This window comes from Gilliamella sp. ESL0441 (assembly GCF_019469185.1).
Classification (GTDB): domain Bacteria; phylum Pseudomonadota; class Gammaproteobacteria; order Enterobacterales; family Orbaceae; genus Gilliamella.
In genome coordinates, this window is the sequence record NZ_CP048264.1 from 1,088,457 (window position 1) to 1,108,424 (window position 19,968).

A 19,968-nucleotide genomic window follows, 5' to 3' on the forward strand; every position below is an offset into this window, starting at 1 on the left:
CAAAATAGGAAATAGGTTAGAACTCAAATTGATAGATAAGATCTAAAGTTTGTGCCAGTCCTGATGTCGCTTCCAGATAAAGACTTGGAATCAAGCGATAACGTAAAGTGAATGTGGCTAATGAGTCAAAAATACCCACGCCATATTTAAGTTGTAAATGTGGCAAAATATAGCCACTGACTACCACTTTAGAATTGTTCCCCGCGCCTTGAGTATCCAAAGACAGATTTTTGATACCAAAAACATTTCCAATATCGCCAATATATTTGCCTGTTTTAGCCGTGCCAATACCGACTAATAATGCTGTCATCATATCGTTATCACTTTGGTCATTACTTTCAAGTCCTTGTCCTCGAATTAAATAGGATAACGCTTCTTGCTGTGACATGGCTGGATCTGAAAATATTTCAATTTTGGGTTCTTCTGATGATCCTGTAACTCGAATACCCGCTGTAATATTACTGTTTTCAATTGAGTCTGGATTGCGAATGGCTTCAATATCTAACAGTGCTTGGTCAGTGGGGCCTGAAAAGGTAATTATGCCTTTACGAATCACTAAATCTTGACCATAAGCATGAAATCTTCCTTTCGGAATTAACACTTCACCGTGAAGATCTAACCCCTTGTTGGTTTGTGCCACCATCAAATTCCCTTTTAATGAAGCGTTTAAACCAAACGCATCAACACTGACTTTATCACCGATAACAATTTCAAGATGGCTACTAATTTTAGTACCAAATTTTTGTGGTTCTATAACTTGGTAATTTTTATCCAGCATGACTTCATCAGGTGATACATCAACACTGGACGGTGGCAATGATTCTACTGTTATTTTTCCTTTAGGAATATTTACTTTACCGAATAGAATCAGCTCATCTTGTGATGCATTAATTTTAATGTCTGGAACAACTGTCATTACAATCATAGGAGGGACAGTTACTTCCATTGCTGCACCATTAATGGTCAGTTGAGCTTGCCATTTTTCAATGGTATTCCAACTGGCATTACCATTGATATTTATATTGCCTGATTGCGTGGTTAATGTCCCTTTTAAAGTGGATGATTTACCATTGAAATCAATATTAAGTTTTGCTGATTTCAAATCGATAGGAAGTTGGCTAGATTTAATTTCGCTATGTTGTAAGTCAATACCACCAGTTAAATAGGGATCCATTAATGATCCAGAAAACTTCACTGAGCCATCGATGGCACCTTTAGCATAATCATTTTTATCCAGTAATGGATTGATAATGGCTAAAGCGAGATGATCAATATTTAATTGCCCACTTAATTTTTTTTGTTCAATTGGATCGATAATTGTTAAATTACCACTGATTTTTCCCAATTGTTTTAAACTAAATAGCCAATCTAAATTAGCTTGTTGTTCATTAAATTCAGCATTGATATTAAATATATCAAAAGGGATAGGTAATGATTGTGATGTAATCATTTGCTGTACATATACCTTGTCGCCTTTAATATTTGCTTTGATAGTCGGTATTTTGTTATTACTTGTAAATTTAATATCAGCATGTCCATTGATGGTACCTGTAATTTTAGTTTCACCATCATTTGGAATTGGAAGCTTAGCAAGATCAATATCTTTTAAGGTTATACTTGTTTCGGTATTTGGTTTTAATGATAAGGCTTTATCTAAACAAATACTTGATTGATTATTATGCCAACAGTGTGCATCAATGGTAGGAATCTGTGTGGTAATATCATAAGACAAAGGTAATGATTTAGTTAATTGCCAATGATTTTTCTCACCTAACGTTAAGAGTGCTTGTGAGACATTACCAACCCATTTAGTCCGATTATTATTAATTTCGCCAATGAGCTTGGTGGAAAATGAGGCAGGGGTACCAGCAAGATTGATATCCAATATATGATGATTTTCATTTCCAGAAAGGTCAATATTTGCTTTTTTTATGATCTGATTAGGCAGTGAAATGTTTTGACCAGTTATCTTTAATTGACCGCTAACTTGCTGTTGATATTTAACTTTTCCGTTAATCATTGCCGATGCAATTGATATGTCTTGTAACATTAATTTATTAACAGTAAGATTGGTATTGATAATCGGATCATTAATATCACCATTGAATTTTATATTTCCAGCAATGGTACCTTGTAAATCATCTAAGAATAATGAAAGTGATGCCAGGTTAATTTTTGCTTCTAAATTTCCTTTATCAGAAGCTCCATCAATATTAATTCTGTTGTTTCCCCATAAAATTTCGAAGTTTTTAGCATTGATAACATTTTGAGAATTGATTTGTACATTTCCGTTTGATGCAAAATTGGCTTGTTTGATATTTCCCTTTAACTGAAAAATAGGCAGATTTAATTGCCATTTATTGCCTTCAAACATACCGGTGGTTTTCATTTTACCATTTAATCGAATTGGAAAATCGGGGAATTCTTTGGTGATATCAACATTGGACAACGTTATACTGCTGTCCCACTGAAGTGCTTTTTGCCAATCGATATTTCCAGAAATATCGATTTTGCCTTGTGGAAATTTTATCATGCCACGATCAAATGTTGCGGATTGATTTGTTCCATTTCCAGAAAAATCAAAGGATGTGTCAGGCAAATTTTGTCCTTTGATGTCACCATTAGCTACTAATTTATAACGTTGCACATTTCCATCTATCGATAAATCAAAATTGTTCAATTGATAGATTGAATTACCTTCGATTGGCCATTGAATATGCTTGCCGTTAATTTTTACCATAACTGGCAGATAGTTTTCGATAAAATTGATATTTCCATTAAGACTAACGTTGTTAACACCTTTAATCGACAGGTTAGTTGCCAATACGCCAAATAGTTTGCCAGAGAACTTTCCATCAAGTTGATCGTTTGCCGTGTTAACTTTAACTAAAGCATCTAAAGGCCAATCATTTCCAAGTGTAATTTTTCCTGAAACAAAAGCATGTCCATTGACAAAAGGTGTTTTGGCATCAGTATCAACCTGTTGAACAATAATATGATTATCCTTGATTTCAGTTTGAATGGTGACTTGATTGAATCGATAATCTTGTCCTCCAATATGGAGTAGCCAATTATCGCCAGTTAGGCGATTTACATTGATATTCAGTGGAATACTAATTTCCGGAAGAGATTCAATTAATGGTTGATTAAATAATTGATTAATCTTTTTATTAAGAGGGATATTATCCTCAACGGAGTGAGTGACCAAGGTATCTTGAGTTTGATCAGCAAAAATAGCACTTAAATCTTTGGCTACCGTTGGAAATACATAGATTTTTTCATTTACCCAAGTTGCTTCACCAGTCAAATCGGTCAAGCTAAATTGCATATCGTTCACGTTAACTTTAATATTTGTTAAATGTGTTTTTTTTAATTCAATTGGAATTGGGGTTTTAATCAGTTCACTCTTTTGTTCAATTGGTTCGTCAGGCGTTTTACTCAATTTTTCAGTATTTATCGAGACAGTTACACCATCAGTTTCAAAATTGTTAATGCAAACTTTAGTTTTTATCAAACACAATCCAGATAATTTTAATGATGCATCATTAACTTTAATATCGATACCAGGTAGTTCTAAACTCATTCCGTTAATATGTAAATCACTTAACGTGCCTTCTACTTTCTCAATTTTTAGTTCAGGAAGACTTTTTTCTAAAATAAAGGTCGTGATTTTTACACCCAAACTGGTGTAAAGCATCATAACAATAGATAGAATTAAAAATACAAAAATGGATAAAACCACAATACTTCGTTTTTTCCATTTACGTATACGCTTTATTTTTTTTATTTTTTTTTCTCTGATTGGATTTTTAGCCATATTATAATTCAGTTCCTAAACCAATATATAGGTGAACAGAACCAGTATCTTTTCGATTTAGCGGCGTCGCTAAATCAAATTTTATTGGTCCAACTGGTGAAGCCCAACGCACCCCAATACCACTGCCTGTATAAAATTTAGTTTTATCAACTTTATCAATCGCTTCGCCAGTATCAACAAAAACTGCTCCCCACCAAGCACCGGTAATATTATATTGATATTCGAATGATCCCGTAATAAGTTTAGAGGCACCTTTTAATTTACCATTTTTATCTTCAGGGGAAATGGATTGATAGCTATAACCACGTATAGAACGATCCCCACCAGCAAAAAATCTGAAAGATGGTGGCACACGATCAAAATTACTCGCTTGTATGATGCCAAAGTTGCCGCGCAGTATAAATCGGTGAGAATTATACAACGAACGAATCCAAGTTTGTTGAGCCTGAAAACGAATTAAATTGATGTCAGAACCTAATGCTTCACCAGCCGCTTCAACTGAATAACGTTGGGAGTCTCCCCACATTGCAAGGACGTTACCATCGCTTCGAATTCTGGAAAAACTAAGAGAAGGATAATATAAAAAAGTTTTAAAACTTGAATCTGCTTGAGTAAAATTATCTCGCAACATATTCAAACCTAGTGCGCTTTGCCATCCCTCAAAGTTATCCCAATTTCTGACAACACCAAATGTGTAAGATCGTGAATAGGTATCATTATTATCAATCTTTTTGTAACCACCTTGAATAGTATAATATTGTTCAAGAGGCGATTTTTTTAATGGTATTTTATAACTCATTGTAATGAGTTGTTCCGGCGATGAAAGTGATAGATTACTTTGAAAACTTTGTCCTCGGCTATTTATCCAAGGTTTATTCCAACCTATTTTGCCATGTACTCCGTTATCCGTTGAAAAACCAAGCCCTAAATCCATGTTATTTTTTTTTCGAGGCGTGGTAATAACATCAATAGGAAGTGATTTATCACTTGTCACATGAGGAAAATCAGGAGAGACCACAATAGAATTAAACCAATTTGTTAAGGCTAATCGTTTATTGAATAGCGATAATTGCTCGGCAGTATATTCTTCACCTTCTTTAAAAGGGACGATGTTTTTCAAATAGTCATCTCTAATTTTTGTATTGTGAAAATCAATTTTGCCAAATTTATAGCGTTGACCTGTATCGAAATCAATATTCCAAAAAGCTTGGTGGTAGTCAGTCGATACGGCTAATTGATGCTTAGTCATATTTGCATCAAAATACCCTTTTTTTAGGGCTAAATTTTGAAGACTTTTTTTGAAAGACTCATAAGTTCCATGATTTAAGATATCGCCAGTCTTAGGCAGATTATTATCAAGCAATTTTTGATAATCTTCATCTTGTTTGCCTTCGCCATCAATACTGATATTTAATTGTTTAATTTTTACCGGTTCACCCGGTAAAATGGTCACAGTCAGTATTTTAGGATTTTTCGTATCATATTGAAATATAGGGTTATAATAACCTAAAGCTCGCAGTGCTTTTTGGGCTTCACTTTCAAAATAGCGTTTGAAATTTGGTGTATCACTGACTTTATCGGGAGTGATTAACGAAATGCGAGCATCAACATTGTCAGCAAGTTCCCCTGATAACCCCTTAATAGATAACTTCATGTCAGCATAACTCGATGCTGAAACAAGTGTTACTGCTAAAAGTAAACAAAATGAACAGGAAAATCGTGACACAAAAACCTCGATATTTTAAAGTTTAATAATTATTATTTGAATGAGTATATAGGCTTGTTTAGATAACAAATTTACCATATTTAATGTTTGATCGTCTATGAAATGCTATGAAAATTAAGATTTATTGGATAAAAATTTCTCTAAAAAGTTTTATCTTAAATTTGTAAATCTAATCTTTTAAAAGATTAAATAAAATTATTTTTACATAACTCGATATTTTTTCTTAATTTTAGAATTGTTAGCTGATGTTTTCAATCTAAAATTAAGCTTCAATCAGGCATTAAAAAATTTAACTCTTTGATTGATGCTTGAAGCAGTGATAGTGAAAGACACGTTCTAATGAATAACAGATTTAAATAATTTTTTATCTAAAAAGTTTAACTCATTTAGAAAACCTAATATTTAAGCCTCTTTGTATTAGCGAAAAGGCTATTTTTTCTGAACAATAGACCTATGTTCAAAAATTGCGATTACTAGGCTACATGACTTTTATTTCATGAAATGCAGAACGATTAGTAATTAATTTTTAATGATGAAGCTGTCGATTTTGGTTAATTAATGCATTAATGTGCATTAGTTTCAAAGAAATCTACTAAATTAAATTTAGTAGATTTTCATCAATTTTGATTTAATCTTCAAGCAATGTTACCTGACCAATATAAGGTAAATGGCGATAATGTTGAGCGTAATCAATACCATAACCAACGACAAACTCATCAGGAATTGAAAAACCAATATATTTTACCGGTACAGCCACTTCACGACGGGAAGGCTTGTCTAAAAGCGTACAAATCTCAATACTACGAGGATGGCGTAATTTCAAAATAGCCATGACTTTACTTAACGTATTACCGGTATCAATAATATCTTCAACAATTAACACGTCTTTATCACGAATATCTTCATCCAAATCTTTCAATATTTTGACGTCTCGATTACTGACAACTGCATTACCATAACTTGATGCTGTCATAAAATCAACTTCATGACCGACAGTAATTGCACGGCTTAAATCTGCCATAAAAATAAACGAACCACGTAGCAGACCAACTAAAATAAGCTCATTTTGGCTATGTTTATAATCTTGGCTAATTTGTTGTCCTAGTTCTTTAATCCGTTTTTGAATATCATCCGTTGATATCATCATGTCTAAAGTGTGTTTCTTCATTACTAATACTCAAAAAATTTAAAAAATAAGTTAGATTTTAACAATTTTCATTGATAAAAAGAATAACCAAGCTTCTTTTTATCTGCTAAGTTTAAGGTTTGATAACCGGATGCTAATTAAAGCATACTTTTATTGATCAATTTATTAGCATCAATCTTGGCTGCTTTTTTTTCTAAGCGACGTTTTTTGAAAAATTGACTGAGTAGCAAGCTGCATTCATCAGCTAACACGCCCCCTTGCACTTGCGCAACGTGATTAATTCCTTGATAAGATAGAATATTAATAAACGAGCCAGCAGCCCCCGTTTTATAATCACTTGCTCCATATACCACTCGTTTAATTCGACTATGGATTATTGCACCAGCACACATAATACAGGGTTCAAGTGTGACAAAAAGCGTCGTATTGATTAAACGATAATTATTGATAGATTTACCTGCTTGCTCGATAGCAAGCATTTCCGCATGAGCGGTCGGATTATGGGTCAATATCGATTGGTTAAAACCTTCACCAATAACTTGATTATCTTGATCGACAATCACCGCACCAACCGGAATCTCACCTAAGGATTCAGCACGCTTGGCGAGCGTTAATGCGTATTGCATCCAATCTTCATCTGACATAGCCATCATTTATAAATTGTTCAAATTTAATACGTCTCGCATGTCGTAGAGTCCAACAGGCTGTTTTGCAAGCCATAGTGCAGCACGGACAGCACCATTGGCAAATGTCATACGACTAGATGCTTTATGGCTAATTTCAACACGTTCGCCTATATCGGCAAAAATTGCCGTATGTTCACCAACAATGTCTCCCGCTCGAATGGTTGAGAAACCAATTGCCCCTTTTGGTCTTTCACCGGTATGACCTTCACGACAATAAATTGCACGATCTTTCAAATTACAATTTAAAGCTTGCGCTATCGATTCGCCCATAGCAAGAGCCGTACCCGATGGGGCATCGACTTTATAACGATGATGAGCTTCAATAATTTCGATATCGGTATAATCACCCATGATTTTTGTGGCTTTTTCAAGTAATTTAAGGACTAAATTTACACCTACACTAAAATTCGCAGCAAAAACGATGGCAATCTTTTTTGCAGCATCCGTAATAGCTTGCTTACCTGCATCATCAAAACCTGTTGTTCCGATGATCATCATTTTTTTATGTTCAACACAAAAATTTAAATGAGCAAGCGTACCTTCTGGTCGGGTAAAATCAATTAACAAATCAAATTGATCCTTGGCGAGTTCTAAATTATCCGTGATAGTGACTCCACAAATCCCTATTCCAGCAAGTTCACCAGCATCGCTTCCAATCAGTGAAGAACCTTGTCTTTCAAATGCAGCACCTAGAGTTACCCCTTCGATTTGTGCCACAGATTGAATTAATTGACGTCCCATTTTTCCACCTGCGCCAGCAATAGCGATACGGATGAGGTTTGTTGACATAAAATTTTCCTTATCTTTTTTTGATATAATTTAAATATTATATCGGAAAACATAATACTTATACACTGCACAAAAATTAAAATGCCATAATTTAAATAACGTTTTGTAATAATTTAAATGAGCATTCTCATATATCGTTAATGATATTTGGGATGAAATATGATTGTCGCTGTTCTTAATTTCAGCAGTAGTTAACGTTAAAAGATTATTGCTATTGGCGTGCATTTTTCTGGCAAAAATTGGGTTAAAAAAGGACGCTTAAATGCGTCCAATCATTTTATAAAACTTTTAGTAATTCAACATCAAAAATCAAAGTACTGTAGGGTGGAATTGAGCCGCCCGCACCTTGTGCACCATAAGCAAGTTCTTGAGGAATATAAAGTCTCCATTTGGAACCTTCAGGCATCAGCTGTAATGCTTCAACCCACCCCTGGATAACGCCATTAACCGGAAACTCAGCGGGTTGTCCTCGTTGTACAGAGCTGTCAAAAACAGTTCCATCGATCAATTGTCCCGTATAATGAACTTGAACACGGTCTGTTGATTTAGGTAAAGCGCCAGTACCTTCGGTAATAATTTCATACTGTAGGCCTGATTCAGTTGATTTAATGCCATCTTTTTTGATATTTTCTGCTAAAAAATCTTTACCCGCTTGCGCAATTTTTTCAGCTTGTTTGGCTTTTTCTTCTGTGGCTTTTTCATGCATATGACGTAATGCGTCATGTAATTCATGTAATGGTAACGCTGGCTGATTATCGGCTAAAACGTCTTGCATTGCAGATTTTAATGCGTCAAGATCTAAATCATTTAAACCCGATTCCTTTAATTGTTGACCAATTTGTAATCCAATAGCATAACTTGCTTTTTGATTTATCGTTTCTAATTTCATTTTTTACCTTTTGAGTTGTAGTTTATAAATATATGTTAAAACTTTATTAAGTTTGTAGATACCAAGATAAATGTCAAGTAATAAATACCTTTATCTAATTAACATTACCTATTTATTACATAATTTATAAAGAATTTATTATTTTGGCTAGCGCTTAGTTAAAATATCAGCGATAATAGGTAACATTGTATTTTCAAAATGGATTAAGTTTAATGCAGTTACGTAAATTTACTTCGCTTGCAATTGTGACAAGTATTTTGTTAACCGGTTGTTCAACCATCGATCGTTTGGTTTATAGACCAGATATTAATCAAGGTAATTATGTGACACAAGATGCAGTTGATTTACTAAAAGTTGGACAAACGAAGGAACAGGTCGTATTTATAATGGGATCACCTATGTTAACGTCAGTTTTTGGTGATAATGTTTGGTACTATGTTTTCCGTCAACAACCACAGCATGGCAGTGTCAGCCAAATTACTTATTCTATTTATTTTAACGAAATGGGTACAGTTTCTGATATCAAAACTTCTTCATTAGAAGGTTCGAAGACTTTACAAGAAATGGATAAACAAGAATCGTCTGAACAAGTTGATTCGAATACAGATAGTGAAAACGTAGAATAAATTACTCAGTTATTATGTGAAATATAAAAACCTCGCCATTTGACGAGGTTTTTTGTTAAGTGAGTTATATTTCTTTAGGGGATATTTTTTCAACTATTATGCTAAAAATATAATAAAAAGTTACAGAACTGAAAGTATCTACGATAAAATTTCTAAAATGATTTTAAATTGATTGCATTAACTAAATTATTTTACCCTTTGAGACAAAATATTTACTCATAGGATAAAATAGGGGAGATTACATGCCAGATTTGTTAATCCTATGAAGAAATTATTTTCTATTTATCAACGTTTAATATTAGTGAAAAACTTCATCAGCAAAACGCCTTTTTTATGATAAAATAACTCAAAAGTGATTAATCTAAAATTCAGTTATTCAATAAGTTAGGGATTCGTAAAAACAGAACTAACCTAAAGTAAATGAAAGAATAGGATGAAAAATCCTATATACTCTATTAAAAATTCAATTCCTCTATTAACACTGGTATATCAATGAATTCAACACTAAATAAATTTTCTGTAGCGCCTATGTTAGATTGGACCGATAAACATTGTCGGTATTTTCATCGGATATTGACCAAACAAACTTTACTGTATACCGAAATGGTAACAACAGGAGCAATCTTATTTGGTAAAGGGAATTATCTTGATTTTAATGTCGATGAACATCCTATTGCTTTACAACTTGGCGGAAGTGATCCCAATGCATTAGCACAGTGCGCTAAATTAGCTCAAAATCATGGTTATGATGAAATAAATCTTAATGTTGGCTGCCCTTCAGATCGCGTTCAAAATGGCATGTTTGGTGCGTGCTTAATGGGAAATGCTGATTTAGTGGCTAAATGTGTTGCGTCAATGCAAGAACAAATTGATATCCCCGTAACGGTTAAAACCCGAATCGGGATCGATGATTTAGATAGCTATGCTTTTTTATGCCAATTTATTGAAACAGTTCTACCTTATACTAACACGTTTATTGTACATGCACGTAAAGCATGGTTATCGGGACTTAGCCCTAAAGAAAACCGTGAAGTTCCGCCACTTGATTATGAACGAGTTTATCAACTCAAACGAGATTATCCTAACTTAACCATTGCCATCAATGGTGGTGTTAAAACGATTGACGAAATAAAGCACCATTTAAATTATGTTGATGGCGTCATGGTGGGACGAGAAGCCTATCAGAATCCCATGTTATTAGCACACATTGATTCCCAAATCTTTGGTTTAGATACGCAACCCATAGATCCAATAAAGGCAATACGTTGCCTTTATCCCTATATTGAACAACAACTTTTACAAGGTGCTCAACTTAATCACATTATGCGCCATACATTGGGTATTTTTAATGGACAAAAAGGTGCAAAACAATGGCGACGCTATCTTAGCGAAAATGCACATAAAAAAGGGGCAGGGATTGAAGTTGTCGAACAAGCTTTGAACTTTATTCAGTAACATTGCCAGCGTCATCCTGTTGTTATGTTTGTTTAAAAATCAAGCATAATTGCAGGTAACGAGCAAATCGTTATATACTATTAAGCCATTTTCATAAAGGTTTAAATTCTGTGCGGTTAAATAAAAGTCAGCAACAAGCTGTTGAATATGTTTCTGGCCCGTGCCTGGTCTTAGCCGGTGCAGGCTCGGGAAAAACTCGGGTTATAATAAACAAAATTGCTTACTTAATTCGTGTTAAGGAATATTTGCCACGCCACATTGTTGCTGTAACCTTTACCAACAAAGCCGCGCGTGAAATGAAAGAGCGTATTGCTCAATCACTCAGCAAACAAGAGGCAAGAGGGCTTAAAATCTCGACTTTTCATACACTGGGTTTGGATATCGTTCGTCGAGAATATAAACATCTTGGCATCAAAGCTAACTTTTCTTTATTTGATGATCATGATCAAACGGCATTACTCAAAGAACTGACTCAACAATGGTTAGATGGCGATAAAGATCTCATTAACCAACTACGTTCAACTATTTCGAATTGGAAAAATGATATTGTCGACTCAACAATAGCCATGGCTAGGGCACAAACCAATAAAGAAAAATTATTTGCTCATTGTTATCAGCTTTATGAAAAACAATTAAAAGCTTGCAGTATATTGGATTTTGATGATCTTATCTTATTGCCTACCTTATTATTAAAAAATAATGAAGAAGTTCGAGAAAAATGGCAAAATCGAGTTCGTTATCTACTCATTGATGAATATCAAGATACTAATACCAGTCAATATGAATTCATTAAATTATTAGTCGGTAATCGAGCCAAATTTACTGTTGTAGGCGATGATGATCAATCGATCTACTCATGGCGAGGAGCCCGCCCTAAAAATTTAGTTTTACTCCAACAAGATTTTCCTAATCTAGAAGTTATAAAACTCGAACAAAATTATCGATCTTCCGGGCGAATTTTAAAAGTTGCCAATATTTTAATTGAAAATAATCCCCATATATTTGAAAAAAAACTATTTTCAGAACTGGGTTATGGTGAAGAGCTTAAAGTTATCTCTGCCGATAGCGAAGAGTCCGAAGCGGAAAAGGTGATCAATGATTTAATTGGTCATCGATTTGCGAATAACAGCCAATATGGTCAATATGCAATTTTATATCGTGGAAATCATCAAGCCAGATTGATCGAAAAAATGTTAATGCAATACCGGATTCCTTATCGAATTTCGGGGGGGACTTCCTTTTTTGCTCGAACTGAAATTAAAGATCTCATGGCCTACTTGCGATTATTGACAAATCCCGATGATGATAATGCGTTCATACGCATTATCAATACGCCAAAACGTGAAATAGGGCCAGTCACGATCCAAAAACTAGGGGAATGGGCAAATCATCGAGCTGTCAGTTTATATCAAGCAAGTCATGATATGGGACTTACGGAAGTATTATCTGGCAAACGAATGGAAACGCTACAACTCTTTATTCAATGGTTTGATTCACTAATTCAAAAATCCCATAATGAACCCATGGAAGCCATTCACGAGTTACTGCATGGAATCCATTATGAAAGTTGGATTTATGAAACATCACCTTCACCAACCGCAGGACAAATGCGAATGCGCAATGTAGAGCAATTAATCAGTTGGTTAAATGATATGTTACAGGGTGATGACATTGACGAGGGTATGACACTTGAACAAGCCGTAGCAAGATTTACCTTACGGGATATGCTAGAACGTAACGAATCTGAAGAAGAACTCGATCAAGTTCAGCTTATGACACTTCATGCATCTAAAGGATTAGAATTCCCTTATGTCTATTTGGTTGGCATGTCTGAAGGCGTTTTACCGCATCAAAACAGTATTGATGAGGACAATATAGAAGAGGAGCGTCGTCTTGCTTATGTTGGCATTACCCGTGCACAACAAGAACTCACTTTTTCCTTTAGTCGTCAACGCAAACAATTTGGCGAAACAGTTTACGTAGAGCCAAGCCGTTTTTTGCTGGAACTCCCTCAAGATGATCTCAATTGGACGGATGAACGAACAAAATTATCCCCAGAGAAGAATATGCAACAAGGACAAAGCAGGCTTGCTATGTTAAAAGCGCAGATAGCCAATGCTAAATAAATATCAATTACAATTAAACTTAATTCGAAAAAATTTAAAAACAGGCGGAAAGAATAAGCAGATAGAAATTTAGAATTAAAATTTCCAAATGGAAAATGTTTAAGTGATCGATAGAAGTTAAATAAAACCAATAAACAGATAACCTACAAATACCGTTATAACGATTAGCAAATATAGACAAATAAAACGATAAATTGATGATATTTTGATAATCTAAGCAGACAAACGACTAAAAATCATTGACGGATCGAAATAGCTTTATATAATACACAGCGTTAAATCAACAAATCAATGATAACATGTCTCCTTAGCTCAGCTGGATAGAGCAACGGCCTTCTAAGCCGTAGGTCACAGGTTCGAATCCTGTAGGGGACGCCATTTCATCAATGACTCACAATACCCGACCAAGATTAAATCCCATTTTTGCTTGATTTTTAGAATTTTTAACACGATCTAATATGATTCTATAGGATTGACAACACCAATCTATTAACAGTGTCGTTACGGTATATTCTAATACAGCAATAAAAAATACCGTAAAAGCCATTGAATCTGCAAAACCCAAGACAAACATCCGGTAGAACAAGCCAAATAATCCACCTAAATTCACCACGTATGTGCAAAGTAAGGCAAAAATTAATTTCGCAGTTTATTAACTCATAAATTTTCTAAAACCTATCTTTGATTTTCACATTAACAAAATTTTTATTAATCATAATCACATCTAAAAAGCCTTATAAAGAGGACAAAGTATATAGGATGCTCGCCTTTTCGAGTTATCAGTATTCATAAATTCACCCGTAAATAATTTTGTGAATAATGTATTTGGCTGTATATTGTATTTTATTTATACACGAGAAATAGATATGAATATATTTAAGAGATTAGTGAAAGGCGATCTAGGCCTAGCTGTAACTTTTTGGGTGTTCGGTGTTTTATTTAGTGTGATTTTAGCTGCAATTTTCTTTGCAATGACTTTTATTTTCAACGCATATCACGTTCCAACATCGTTTAGAATTAGCGTAATCTTATTTATTTATTCAATTAATTTTTTAAATTCGATTCTGGTTCTTGTCGGTTTATTTAATTTATTAAAAAATGGTGGCGTTACTTATTGGAGAGTGATAGCTTTGGTTGTTTGGTTATGTGCGACAGCATATTCAGTCTATGATGATAGCTGCGATATACTACATTTAGTTACGCAGTAGCCTTGCAACTGTTTACATCTGTATTTTTTAACCTGTAAGCACATTAAAGTGTTATAAATCGCAATTACAAGCAGTTCCCTAAAATATTAAGCCAACAGTTGAGGCTGATTGACTGGTGTTAATTTTGGTCCACCGAGCTATTTGGTGCATGAATTTGCGTTTTTCTTCAATGATAATACAGTGATAAGGTCATTATTACCTATTTATCGTTATTAGAGAAAATAATCGATATTCCTTCGATGGCTAATTGTGTATAATTACAAAAAAATCAATTAACAAAAGGAAATTATACATGTTCAAGAAGTTACTAGCTGTATTTGTTGTTAGTTTTGTTTTAGTTGGATGTGGTGATGGTTCACCTAAAGTTGACGCTTCATCTAAGTCAGCATTTCAAGCATCAATGAAAGAAATATCTGAAACTTTAAAGGGAGAGGATAGCGATAATTTCAAAAAAGCAATATTGAAGATTGTTTTAGCTGCTAGTTTTGAAACTGGAGGTGATGAAGCTAAAATTCAGCAAATATTGGAAGAAAAACTTGATGGTAAAACGGCAAAAGAAATCCTAAAAGAGTATAGCAAAAGTCAACCATAGTAAAAGATTAAAAGCTCGTTAAATGCGAGCTTTTTTTGGCAAAATAAAGGACTAAAAAGTAAAAATATATAATTTTTTCATGATTACCTATCTTATTACCTCTAATTCGTCAGAGCCTTCGGGTATATGGAAACGGAATAAATAATTTCCAGTAGTCTCCTTTTTATCTTCTTTAACAATTGCTTTAAATTTGATTCCGTCTGTAAAACTATCCCCGTTTTTTTGTCTTAATTTTACAAGCCTATTATTGGGTTCAAGTATTATCTGATAGTCTTCAATCGGTAAAATTTGTATATCATCAAATATCTTTGAAAACTCCCCACTGGTTAAAGAGTATTCTTGAAAATAATTTTCAATTTCTTGTTGTGTCGCATATAAACAGATAAATTTTTCTTTCAATTTAGGCATAACTGCTTGAAAGTAAGCTTCTGTATCCTTATTTTCTAAAATAGTACGCAACGCCTCTATTTTTTTAACTACTTTTTGTTCCAAATCGGGGACTTTGGTTAAATCTTTAGATTTTGTCCAACCTGTCATTTGATAAGGCACTTCCGCTTCAAATTCAAACGATTTTTCAAAATAAGGTAAATCTTTAGTCTGTTCATAAGGCAGTTCGAAGTTTAGTATATGGATTTCAGGAATTTCTTTATCCCTAAAATTTTTTCTATAATATAATCTCATTCTAAAAGAGGCATATTTGCCCAAAACAGCCTGTTCATTCGGGGGATAAATGCGAAAGGTTATTTTTTGTTTACCACTGCCCAATATTCGATAGTTTAATGGGACAATGGGGCTGGTAATTTTACCTTGATAATGGGCAAACATTTGTACATCATTAACAAATAGTTCCCATTTAATATTAGCGCTGTAAATTCCGACATAATAGGCAGGTTCTTGTTTGTACTGCTTTGGCACTTCAATTGCTTGCATAGTTTCTTGAATTATTTGTTTATCTGTTTTTTGTGCTTGTCCGCAAGAAAACAGAAAACAACTAAGTAAAAATAAACTGATTAATTTTTTCATCATTACCATACCTTTAACGCATTGCTACCTTGTGGCATATATAAGAAAATACGATCACCTCCTTCTATATCTCTTTCTTCTCCTTCATCATTTTTTATATGTGCTTTCATATAAAGCATTGGACGTAGATTTTTTTGCCAAAGAGCCGCAATTTTACCGTTGGCATAATATTGAATAGTATAGTTTTCGATCGGAATGAATTCCCGATGTAATATTCGAGGGTCATTATCCACAACACCCATTGTCTTTTCGGTGCTTTTCTTAATTTCACTATATGTATTATTGTATAGTACATTTGAAAAATGTCCCGCAGTATGAATTAATTCTTTTAAAAAACCTATTTGATCTAAGTTAATACATAATTGTCTTAATTTTTCATATTTTTCGACAATTTTTTGTTCGATATTTGGGACATTTTTTAAATTAATAGATGTAGCAAGCTCCTGATCGTAAGTAAAGGGTACATCGACATCAATCATCAATTTAGCTTCATAATAAGGTAACTTTTGCTCTTCCAACCCTTGTGGCAAGTTAAATTCGGCAATTTTTTGATACTCACTTAAAGAAGTATCCTTGTCGGCTGCTCGGAAAATGGTAACAGATGCATTAGCATATTTGGTTATATACTCTTCTCCATCTCTCGGGAAGATTTTGATAATGACAATTTTTTTGCCGGCATTAAGTAATAATAAGTTTAATGGCAACATGGTTGATTGACCTGTATTATCTACGAATCTATAATCGGTACTTCCTTCTACTTCAATAATAAGTTTGCAACCGTTTTTAGTTACTTGTGCGCCGAATGCTGGACGATGATTATAGGTATGTGTTAACTTTAATCTTTGTTGTATAAATCCTTCCATTTGTTTTTCTTGGTTTTCTTGTCCGCAAGAAAACAGAAAACAACTAAGTAAAAATAAACTGATTAATTTTTTCATCATTACCATACCTTCAACTCATTGCTACCTTGTGGCATATATAAGAATATAGGTCGACCTCCTTCTATATTTCTTTCTTCTCCTTCATCATTTTTTACATGGGCTTTCATATAAAGCATTGGGCGTAGATTTTTTTGCCACAGTGCCACAATTTTACCATTCGCATAGTATTGAATCTGGTAATTTTCGATCGGTAAAAATTCACGATTCGTTATTCTAGAATTCGAATCGGTTAACATAGGCTTTCTTTTATATGAATTTTTTATTTCCTCATAAGTATTTTCGTAGGTTGTGTTTGATACAATACTTGAAGGATGTATAGATTCCTTATAGTACTTAATTTCATCTTTGTTAATGCATATTGTTCTTATTTGATTATATTTTTCGACAATTTTTTGTTCGATATTTGGGACATTTTTTAAATTAATAGATGTAGCAAGCTCCTGATCGTAAGTAAAGGGTACATCGACATCAATCATCAATTTAGCTTCATAATAAGGTAACTTTTGCTCTTCCAACCCTTGTGGTAAGTTAAATTCAGCAATTTTTTGATAATCTTTTAAAGAAGTATCCTTGTCGGCTGCTCGGTAAATGGTAACAGATGCATTAGCGTATTTAGTTAGATAGTCTTCTCCATCTCTCGGGTAAACTTTGATGATGACATTTTTTTTACCGGCATTGAATAATAAAAAATTTAAAGGCAACATGGTTGATTGTCCAGTATCATCAGTAAATCGATAATCTTGTGATCCCTCGACTTCAATAATAAGTTTGCATCCGTTTTTGGTAACTTGTGCGCCGAATGCCGGGCGATGTGTGTAATTTTGCGTTAAGGCTAATTCTTGTTGTATGATTTCTTCCATTTGTTTTTCTTGTCCGCAAGAAAACAGAAAACAACTTAATAAAAACAAGCTGATTAATTTTTTCATGATTACCTATCTTATTACCTCTAATTCGTCAGAGCCTTCGGGTATATGGAAACTGAATAAATAACTTCCATTAATCTCTTGTTTATCTTCTTTATCAATTGCTATAAATTTAATTCCGTCTATATAATTATTATTTTTATTTTTCTGTCTTAATTTTACAATCCTATTATTGGGATCAATTATTATTTGATAGTCTGTGATCGGTAAAATTTGTATATTATTAAATAATTTTGAAATTTCCCCACTGGTTAAAGATTTTTCTTGAAGATAATTTTCAATTTCTTCTTGAGTGGCATATAAACAGATAAATTTTTCTTTCAACTTAGGCATAACTGCTTGAAAGTAAGCTTCTGTATCCTTATTTTCTAAAATAGTACGCAACTCCTCTATTTTTTTAACTACTTTTTGTTCCAAATCGGGGACTTTGGTTAAATCTTTAGATTTTGTCCAACCTGTCATTTGGTAAGGCACTTGCGCTTCAAATTCAAACGATTTTTCAAAATAAGGTAAATCTTTAGTCTGTTCATAAGGCAGTTCGAAGTTTAGTATAGGGATTTCAGGATCTTCCTTATCCCTAAAATTTTTATTGAAAAATAATCTCATTCTAAAAGCGGCATACTTGCCTAAAACAGCCTGTCCATTCGGGGGATAAATGCGAAAGGTTATTTTTTGTTTACCACTGCCCAATATTCGATAGTTTAATGGGACAATGGGACTGGTAATTTTACCTTGATAATGGGCAAACATTTGTACATCATTAACAAATAGTTCCCATTTAATATTAGCGCTGTAAATTCCGACATAATAGAACGGTTCTTGCTTGTACTGCTTTGGCACTTCAATTGCTTGCATAGTTTCTTGAATTATTTGTTTATCTGTTTTTTGTGCTTGTCCGCAAGAAAACAGAAAACAACTAAGTAAAAACACGTTTATTAATTTTTTCATGATTACCTATCTTATTACCTCTAATTCGTCAGAGCCTTCGGGGATATGGAAACGGAATAAATAACTTCCATTAGACTCCTTATTATTTTCTTTAAAAATTGCTTTAAATTTAATTCCGTCAGAAAAATCATCTTTGTCTTTTTGTCTTAATTTTACAATCCTATTATTGGGTTCAATTATTATCTGATAATCTTCAATCGGTAAAATTTGTATATCATCAAATATCTTTGAAAACTCCCCATTGGTTAAAGAACTTTCTTGAAGATAATTTTCAATTTCTTGTTGAGTGGCATATAAACAGATAAATTTTTCTTTCTCTCTGGGCATGATTGCTTGAAAGTAAGCTTCTGTATTATTTTTCTCTAAAATAGTACGCAACGCCTCTATTTTTTTAACTACTTTTTGTTCCAAATCGGGGACTTTGGTTAAATCTTTAGATTTTGTCCAACCTGTCATTTGATAAGGCACTTGCGCTTCAAATTCAAACGATTTTTCAAAATAAGGTAAATCTTTAGTCTCTTCATAAGGCAGTTCGAAATCTAGTATATGGATTTCTGGATCTTCCTTATCTCTAAAATTTTTATTGTAAAATAATCTCATTCTAAAAGCGGCATATTTGCCTAAAACAGCCTGTCCATTCGGGGGATAAATGCGAAAGGTTATTTTTTGTTTACCACTGCCCAGTATATTATAATTTAGTGGGACAATGGGACTGGTAATTTTACCCTGATAATGATCAAACGCTTGTGTATCATTAATAAATAGTTCCCATTTAACATGTGAACTGTAAATCCCGACATAATAGGCAGGTTCTTGCTTGTACTGCTTTGGTACTTCAATTGCTTGCATAGTTTCTTGAATTATTTGTTTATCTGTTTTTTGTGCTTGTCCGCAAGAAAACAAAAAACAACTAACTAAAAATAAACTGATTAATTTTTTCATCATTACCATACCTTCAACTCATTGCTACCTTGTGGCAAATATAAGAAAATACCTCATCCTCATAAGGAGACGAAATTTTTTCTAAAGATTCTTAATTATAATTACCCTTAAATTTAGATGAAAAGATATC

At 33.4% G+C, this 19,968-nt stretch carries 17 protein-coding genes and 1 tRNA gene; 6 read left to right on the top strand and 12 right to left on the bottom strand.

Translation table 11 applies throughout. The features are described from left to right. Nucleotides 1-16: 16 nt before the first annotated feature. From GYM75_RS04825 to GYM75_RS04850, 6 genes are all read right to left on the bottom strand, one after another. Nucleotides 17-3,817 (bottom strand): translocation/assembly module TamB domain-containing protein, encoded by a 3,801-nt coding sequence (locus GYM75_RS04825; protein ID WP_220217030.1) that lies wholly within the window; start codon nt 3,815-3,817, stop codon nt 17-19. Between the two features lies 1 nt (nt 3,818). Next, nucleotides 3,819-5,543 carry an autotransporter assembly complex family protein gene (locus tag GYM75_RS04830; protein WP_220217031.1) on the bottom strand — a complete coding sequence of 575 codons (1,725 nt, stop codon included), beginning with the start codon at nt 5,541-5,543 and terminating at the stop codon, nt 3,819-3,821. A 628-nt stretch (nt 5,544-6,171) separates the two neighbouring features. Beyond that, the gene (gene hpt, locus GYM75_RS04835) at nt 6,172-6,711 is read right to left on the bottom strand and encodes a hypoxanthine phosphoribosyltransferase (RefSeq protein ID WP_220217032.1); all 540 of its coding nucleotides are present in this window, start codon (nt 6,709-6,711) and stop codon (nt 6,172-6,174) included. 116 nt (nt 6,712-6,827) lie between these two features. Next, complete coding sequence (tadA, locus tag GYM75_RS04840) at nt 6,828-7,343, bottom strand: tRNA adenosine(34) deaminase TadA (protein WP_220217033.1); 516 nt, start codon at nt 7,341-7,343, stop codon at nt 6,828-6,830. Then, nucleotides 7,344-8,165: a 4-hydroxy-tetrahydrodipicolinate reductase gene (gene dapB, locus GYM75_RS04845; RefSeq protein ID WP_220217034.1), complete on the bottom strand. Its 822-nt coding sequence runs from the start codon at nt 8,163-8,165 to the stop codon at nt 7,344-7,346. It abuts the gene before it with no gap. A gap of 277 nt (nt 8,166-8,442) precedes the next feature. Continuing rightward, complete coding sequence (locus GYM75_RS04850; protein WP_220217035.1) at nt 8,443-9,054, bottom strand: FKBP-type peptidyl-prolyl cis-trans isomerase; 612 nt, start codon at nt 9,052-9,054, stop codon at nt 8,443-8,445. A gap of 212 nt (nt 9,055-9,266) precedes the next feature. Between GYM75_RS04850 and bamE the strand changes: the two genes are divergently transcribed. The 4 genes from bamE to GYM75_RS04870 all read left to right on the top strand — a co-directional run bounded on the left by bamE (nt 9,267) and on the right by GYM75_RS04870 (nt 13,639). After that, nucleotides 9,267-9,680: an outer membrane protein assembly factor BamE gene (gene bamE, locus GYM75_RS04855; protein WP_220217036.1), complete on the top strand. Its 414-nt coding sequence runs from the start codon at nt 9,267-9,269 to the stop codon at nt 9,678-9,680. Nucleotides 9,681-10,172: 492 nt separating this feature from the next. Then, the gene (gene dusA / locus GYM75_RS04860; RefSeq protein ID WP_220217037.1) at nt 10,173-11,135 is read left to right on the top strand and encodes a tRNA dihydrouridine(20/20a) synthase DusA; all 963 of its coding nucleotides are present in this window, start codon (nt 10,173-10,175) and stop codon (nt 11,133-11,135) included. Nucleotides 11,136-11,245: 110 nt separating this feature from the next. After that, nucleotides 11,246-13,261, top strand: a complete 2,016-nt coding sequence (rep, locus tag GYM75_RS04865; RefSeq protein WP_220217038.1) for a DNA helicase Rep — start codon at nt 11,246-11,248, stop codon at nt 13,259-13,261. Between the two features lie 301 nt (nt 13,262-13,562). Further along, nucleotides 13,563-13,639 (top strand) — tRNA-Arg (locus GYM75_RS04870). 13 nt (nt 13,640-13,652) lie between these two features. Here the strand turns inward: GYM75_RS04870 and GYM75_RS04875 are convergent. Further along, complete coding sequence (locus GYM75_RS04875; protein ID WP_220217039.1) at nt 13,653-13,874, bottom strand: hypothetical protein; 222 nt, start codon at nt 13,872-13,874, stop codon at nt 13,653-13,655. A gap of 253 nt (nt 13,875-14,127) precedes the next feature. On the opposite strand from GYM75_RS04875, the gene GYM75_RS04880 reads away from it, so the two are divergent. After that, nucleotides 14,128-14,469 (top strand): hypothetical protein, encoded by a 342-nt coding sequence (locus tag GYM75_RS04880; RefSeq protein WP_220217040.1) that lies wholly within the window; start codon nt 14,128-14,130, stop codon nt 14,467-14,469. Nucleotides 14,470-14,761: 292 nt separating this feature from the next. Continuing rightward, entirely contained in the window at nt 14,762-15,061 is a 300-nt protein-coding gene (locus GYM75_RS04885; protein ID WP_220217041.1) for a DUF6694 family lipoprotein, read from the top strand. 87 nt (nt 15,062-15,148) lie between these two features. On the opposite strand, the gene GYM75_RS04890 is transcribed toward GYM75_RS04885, so the two are convergent. Genes GYM75_RS04890 through GYM75_RS04910 form a run of 5 tightly spaced genes read right to left on the bottom strand, consistent with a single transcriptional unit; the run spans nt 15,149 to nt 19,841 of the window. Continuing rightward, on the bottom strand, nt 15,149-16,087 hold the full coding sequence (locus GYM75_RS04890; RefSeq protein WP_220217042.1) for a hypothetical protein: 939 nt from the start codon (nt 16,085-16,087) through the stop codon (nt 15,149-15,151). After that, nucleotides 16,087-17,025 carry a hypothetical protein gene (locus GYM75_RS04895; RefSeq protein WP_220217043.1) on the bottom strand — a complete coding sequence of 313 codons (939 nt, stop codon included), beginning with the start codon at nt 17,023-17,025 and terminating at the stop codon, nt 16,087-16,089. Before GYM75_RS04895 ends, GYM75_RS04890 begins: the two co-directional genes overlap by 1 nt. After that, entirely contained in the window at nt 17,025-17,951 is a 927-nt protein-coding gene (locus GYM75_RS04900; protein WP_220217044.1) for a hypothetical protein, read from the bottom strand. Before GYM75_RS04900 ends, GYM75_RS04895 begins: the two co-directional genes overlap by 1 nt. A 6-nt stretch (nt 17,952-17,957) precedes the next feature. After that, nucleotides 17,958-18,896 carry a hypothetical protein gene (locus tag GYM75_RS04905; RefSeq protein ID WP_220217045.1) on the bottom strand — a complete coding sequence of 313 codons (939 nt, stop codon included), beginning with the start codon at nt 18,894-18,896 and terminating at the stop codon, nt 17,958-17,960. Nucleotides 18,897-18,902: 6 nt separating this feature from the next. Further along, nucleotides 18,903-19,841, bottom strand: a complete 939-nt coding sequence (locus GYM75_RS04910) for a hypothetical protein (RefSeq protein WP_220217046.1) — start codon at nt 19,839-19,841, stop codon at nt 18,903-18,905. Nucleotides 19,842-19,968 lie beyond the last annotated feature (127 nt).

Excerpts from the sequence above, each read along its gene's own strand:
- GYM75_RS04885 (WP_220217041.1), top strand. The coding sequence starts at position 14,762 with ATGTTCAAGAAGTTACTAGCTGTATTTGTTGTTAGTTTTGTTTTAGTT.
- GYM75_RS04850 (WP_220217035.1), bottom strand. The coding sequence starts at position 9,054 with ATGAAATTAGAAACGATAAATCAAAAAGCAAGTTATGCTATTGGATTA.
- GYM75_RS04890 (WP_220217042.1), bottom strand. The coding sequence starts at position 16,087 with ATGATGAAAAAATTAATCAGTTTATTTTTACTTAGTTGTTTTCTGTTT.
- GYM75_RS04910 (WP_220217046.1), bottom strand. The coding sequence starts at position 19,841 with ATGATGAAAAAATTAATCAGTTTATTTTTAGTTAGTTGTTTTTTGTTT.
- GYM75_RS04895 (WP_220217043.1), bottom strand. The coding sequence starts at position 17,025 with ATGATGAAAAAATTAATCAGTTTATTTTTACTTAGTTGTTTTCTGTTT.
- dusA (WP_220217037.1), top strand. The coding sequence starts at position 10,173 with ATGAATTCAACACTAAATAAATTTTCTGTAGCGCCTATGTTAGATTGG.
- GYM75_RS04900 (WP_220217044.1), bottom strand. The coding sequence starts at position 17,951 with ATGAAAAAATTAATCAGCTTGTTTTTATTAAGTTGTTTTCTGTTTTCT.
- GYM75_RS04905 (WP_220217045.1), bottom strand. The coding sequence starts at position 18,896 with ATGAAAAAATTAATAAACGTGTTTTTACTTAGTTGTTTTCTGTTTTCT.
- bamE (WP_220217036.1), top strand. The coding sequence starts at position 9,267 with ATGCAGTTACGTAAATTTACTTCGCTTGCAATTGTGACAAGTATTTTG.
- GYM75_RS04880 (WP_220217040.1), top strand. The coding sequence starts at position 14,128 with ATGAATATATTTAAGAGATTAGTGAAAGGCGATCTAGGCCTAGCTGTA.
- dapB (WP_220217034.1), bottom strand. The coding sequence starts at position 8,165 with ATGTCAACAAACCTCATCCGTATCGCTATTGCTGGCGCAGGTGGAAAA.
- GYM75_RS04825 (WP_220217030.1), bottom strand. The coding sequence starts at position 3,817 with ATGGCTAAAAATCCAATCAGAGAAAAAAAAATAAAAAAAATAAAGCGT.
- hpt (WP_220217032.1), bottom strand. The coding sequence starts at position 6,711 with ATGAAGAAACACACTTTAGACATGATGATATCAACGGATGATATTCAA.
- tadA (WP_220217033.1), bottom strand. The coding sequence starts at position 7,343 with ATGATGGCTATGTCAGATGAAGATTGGATGCAATACGCATTAACGCTC.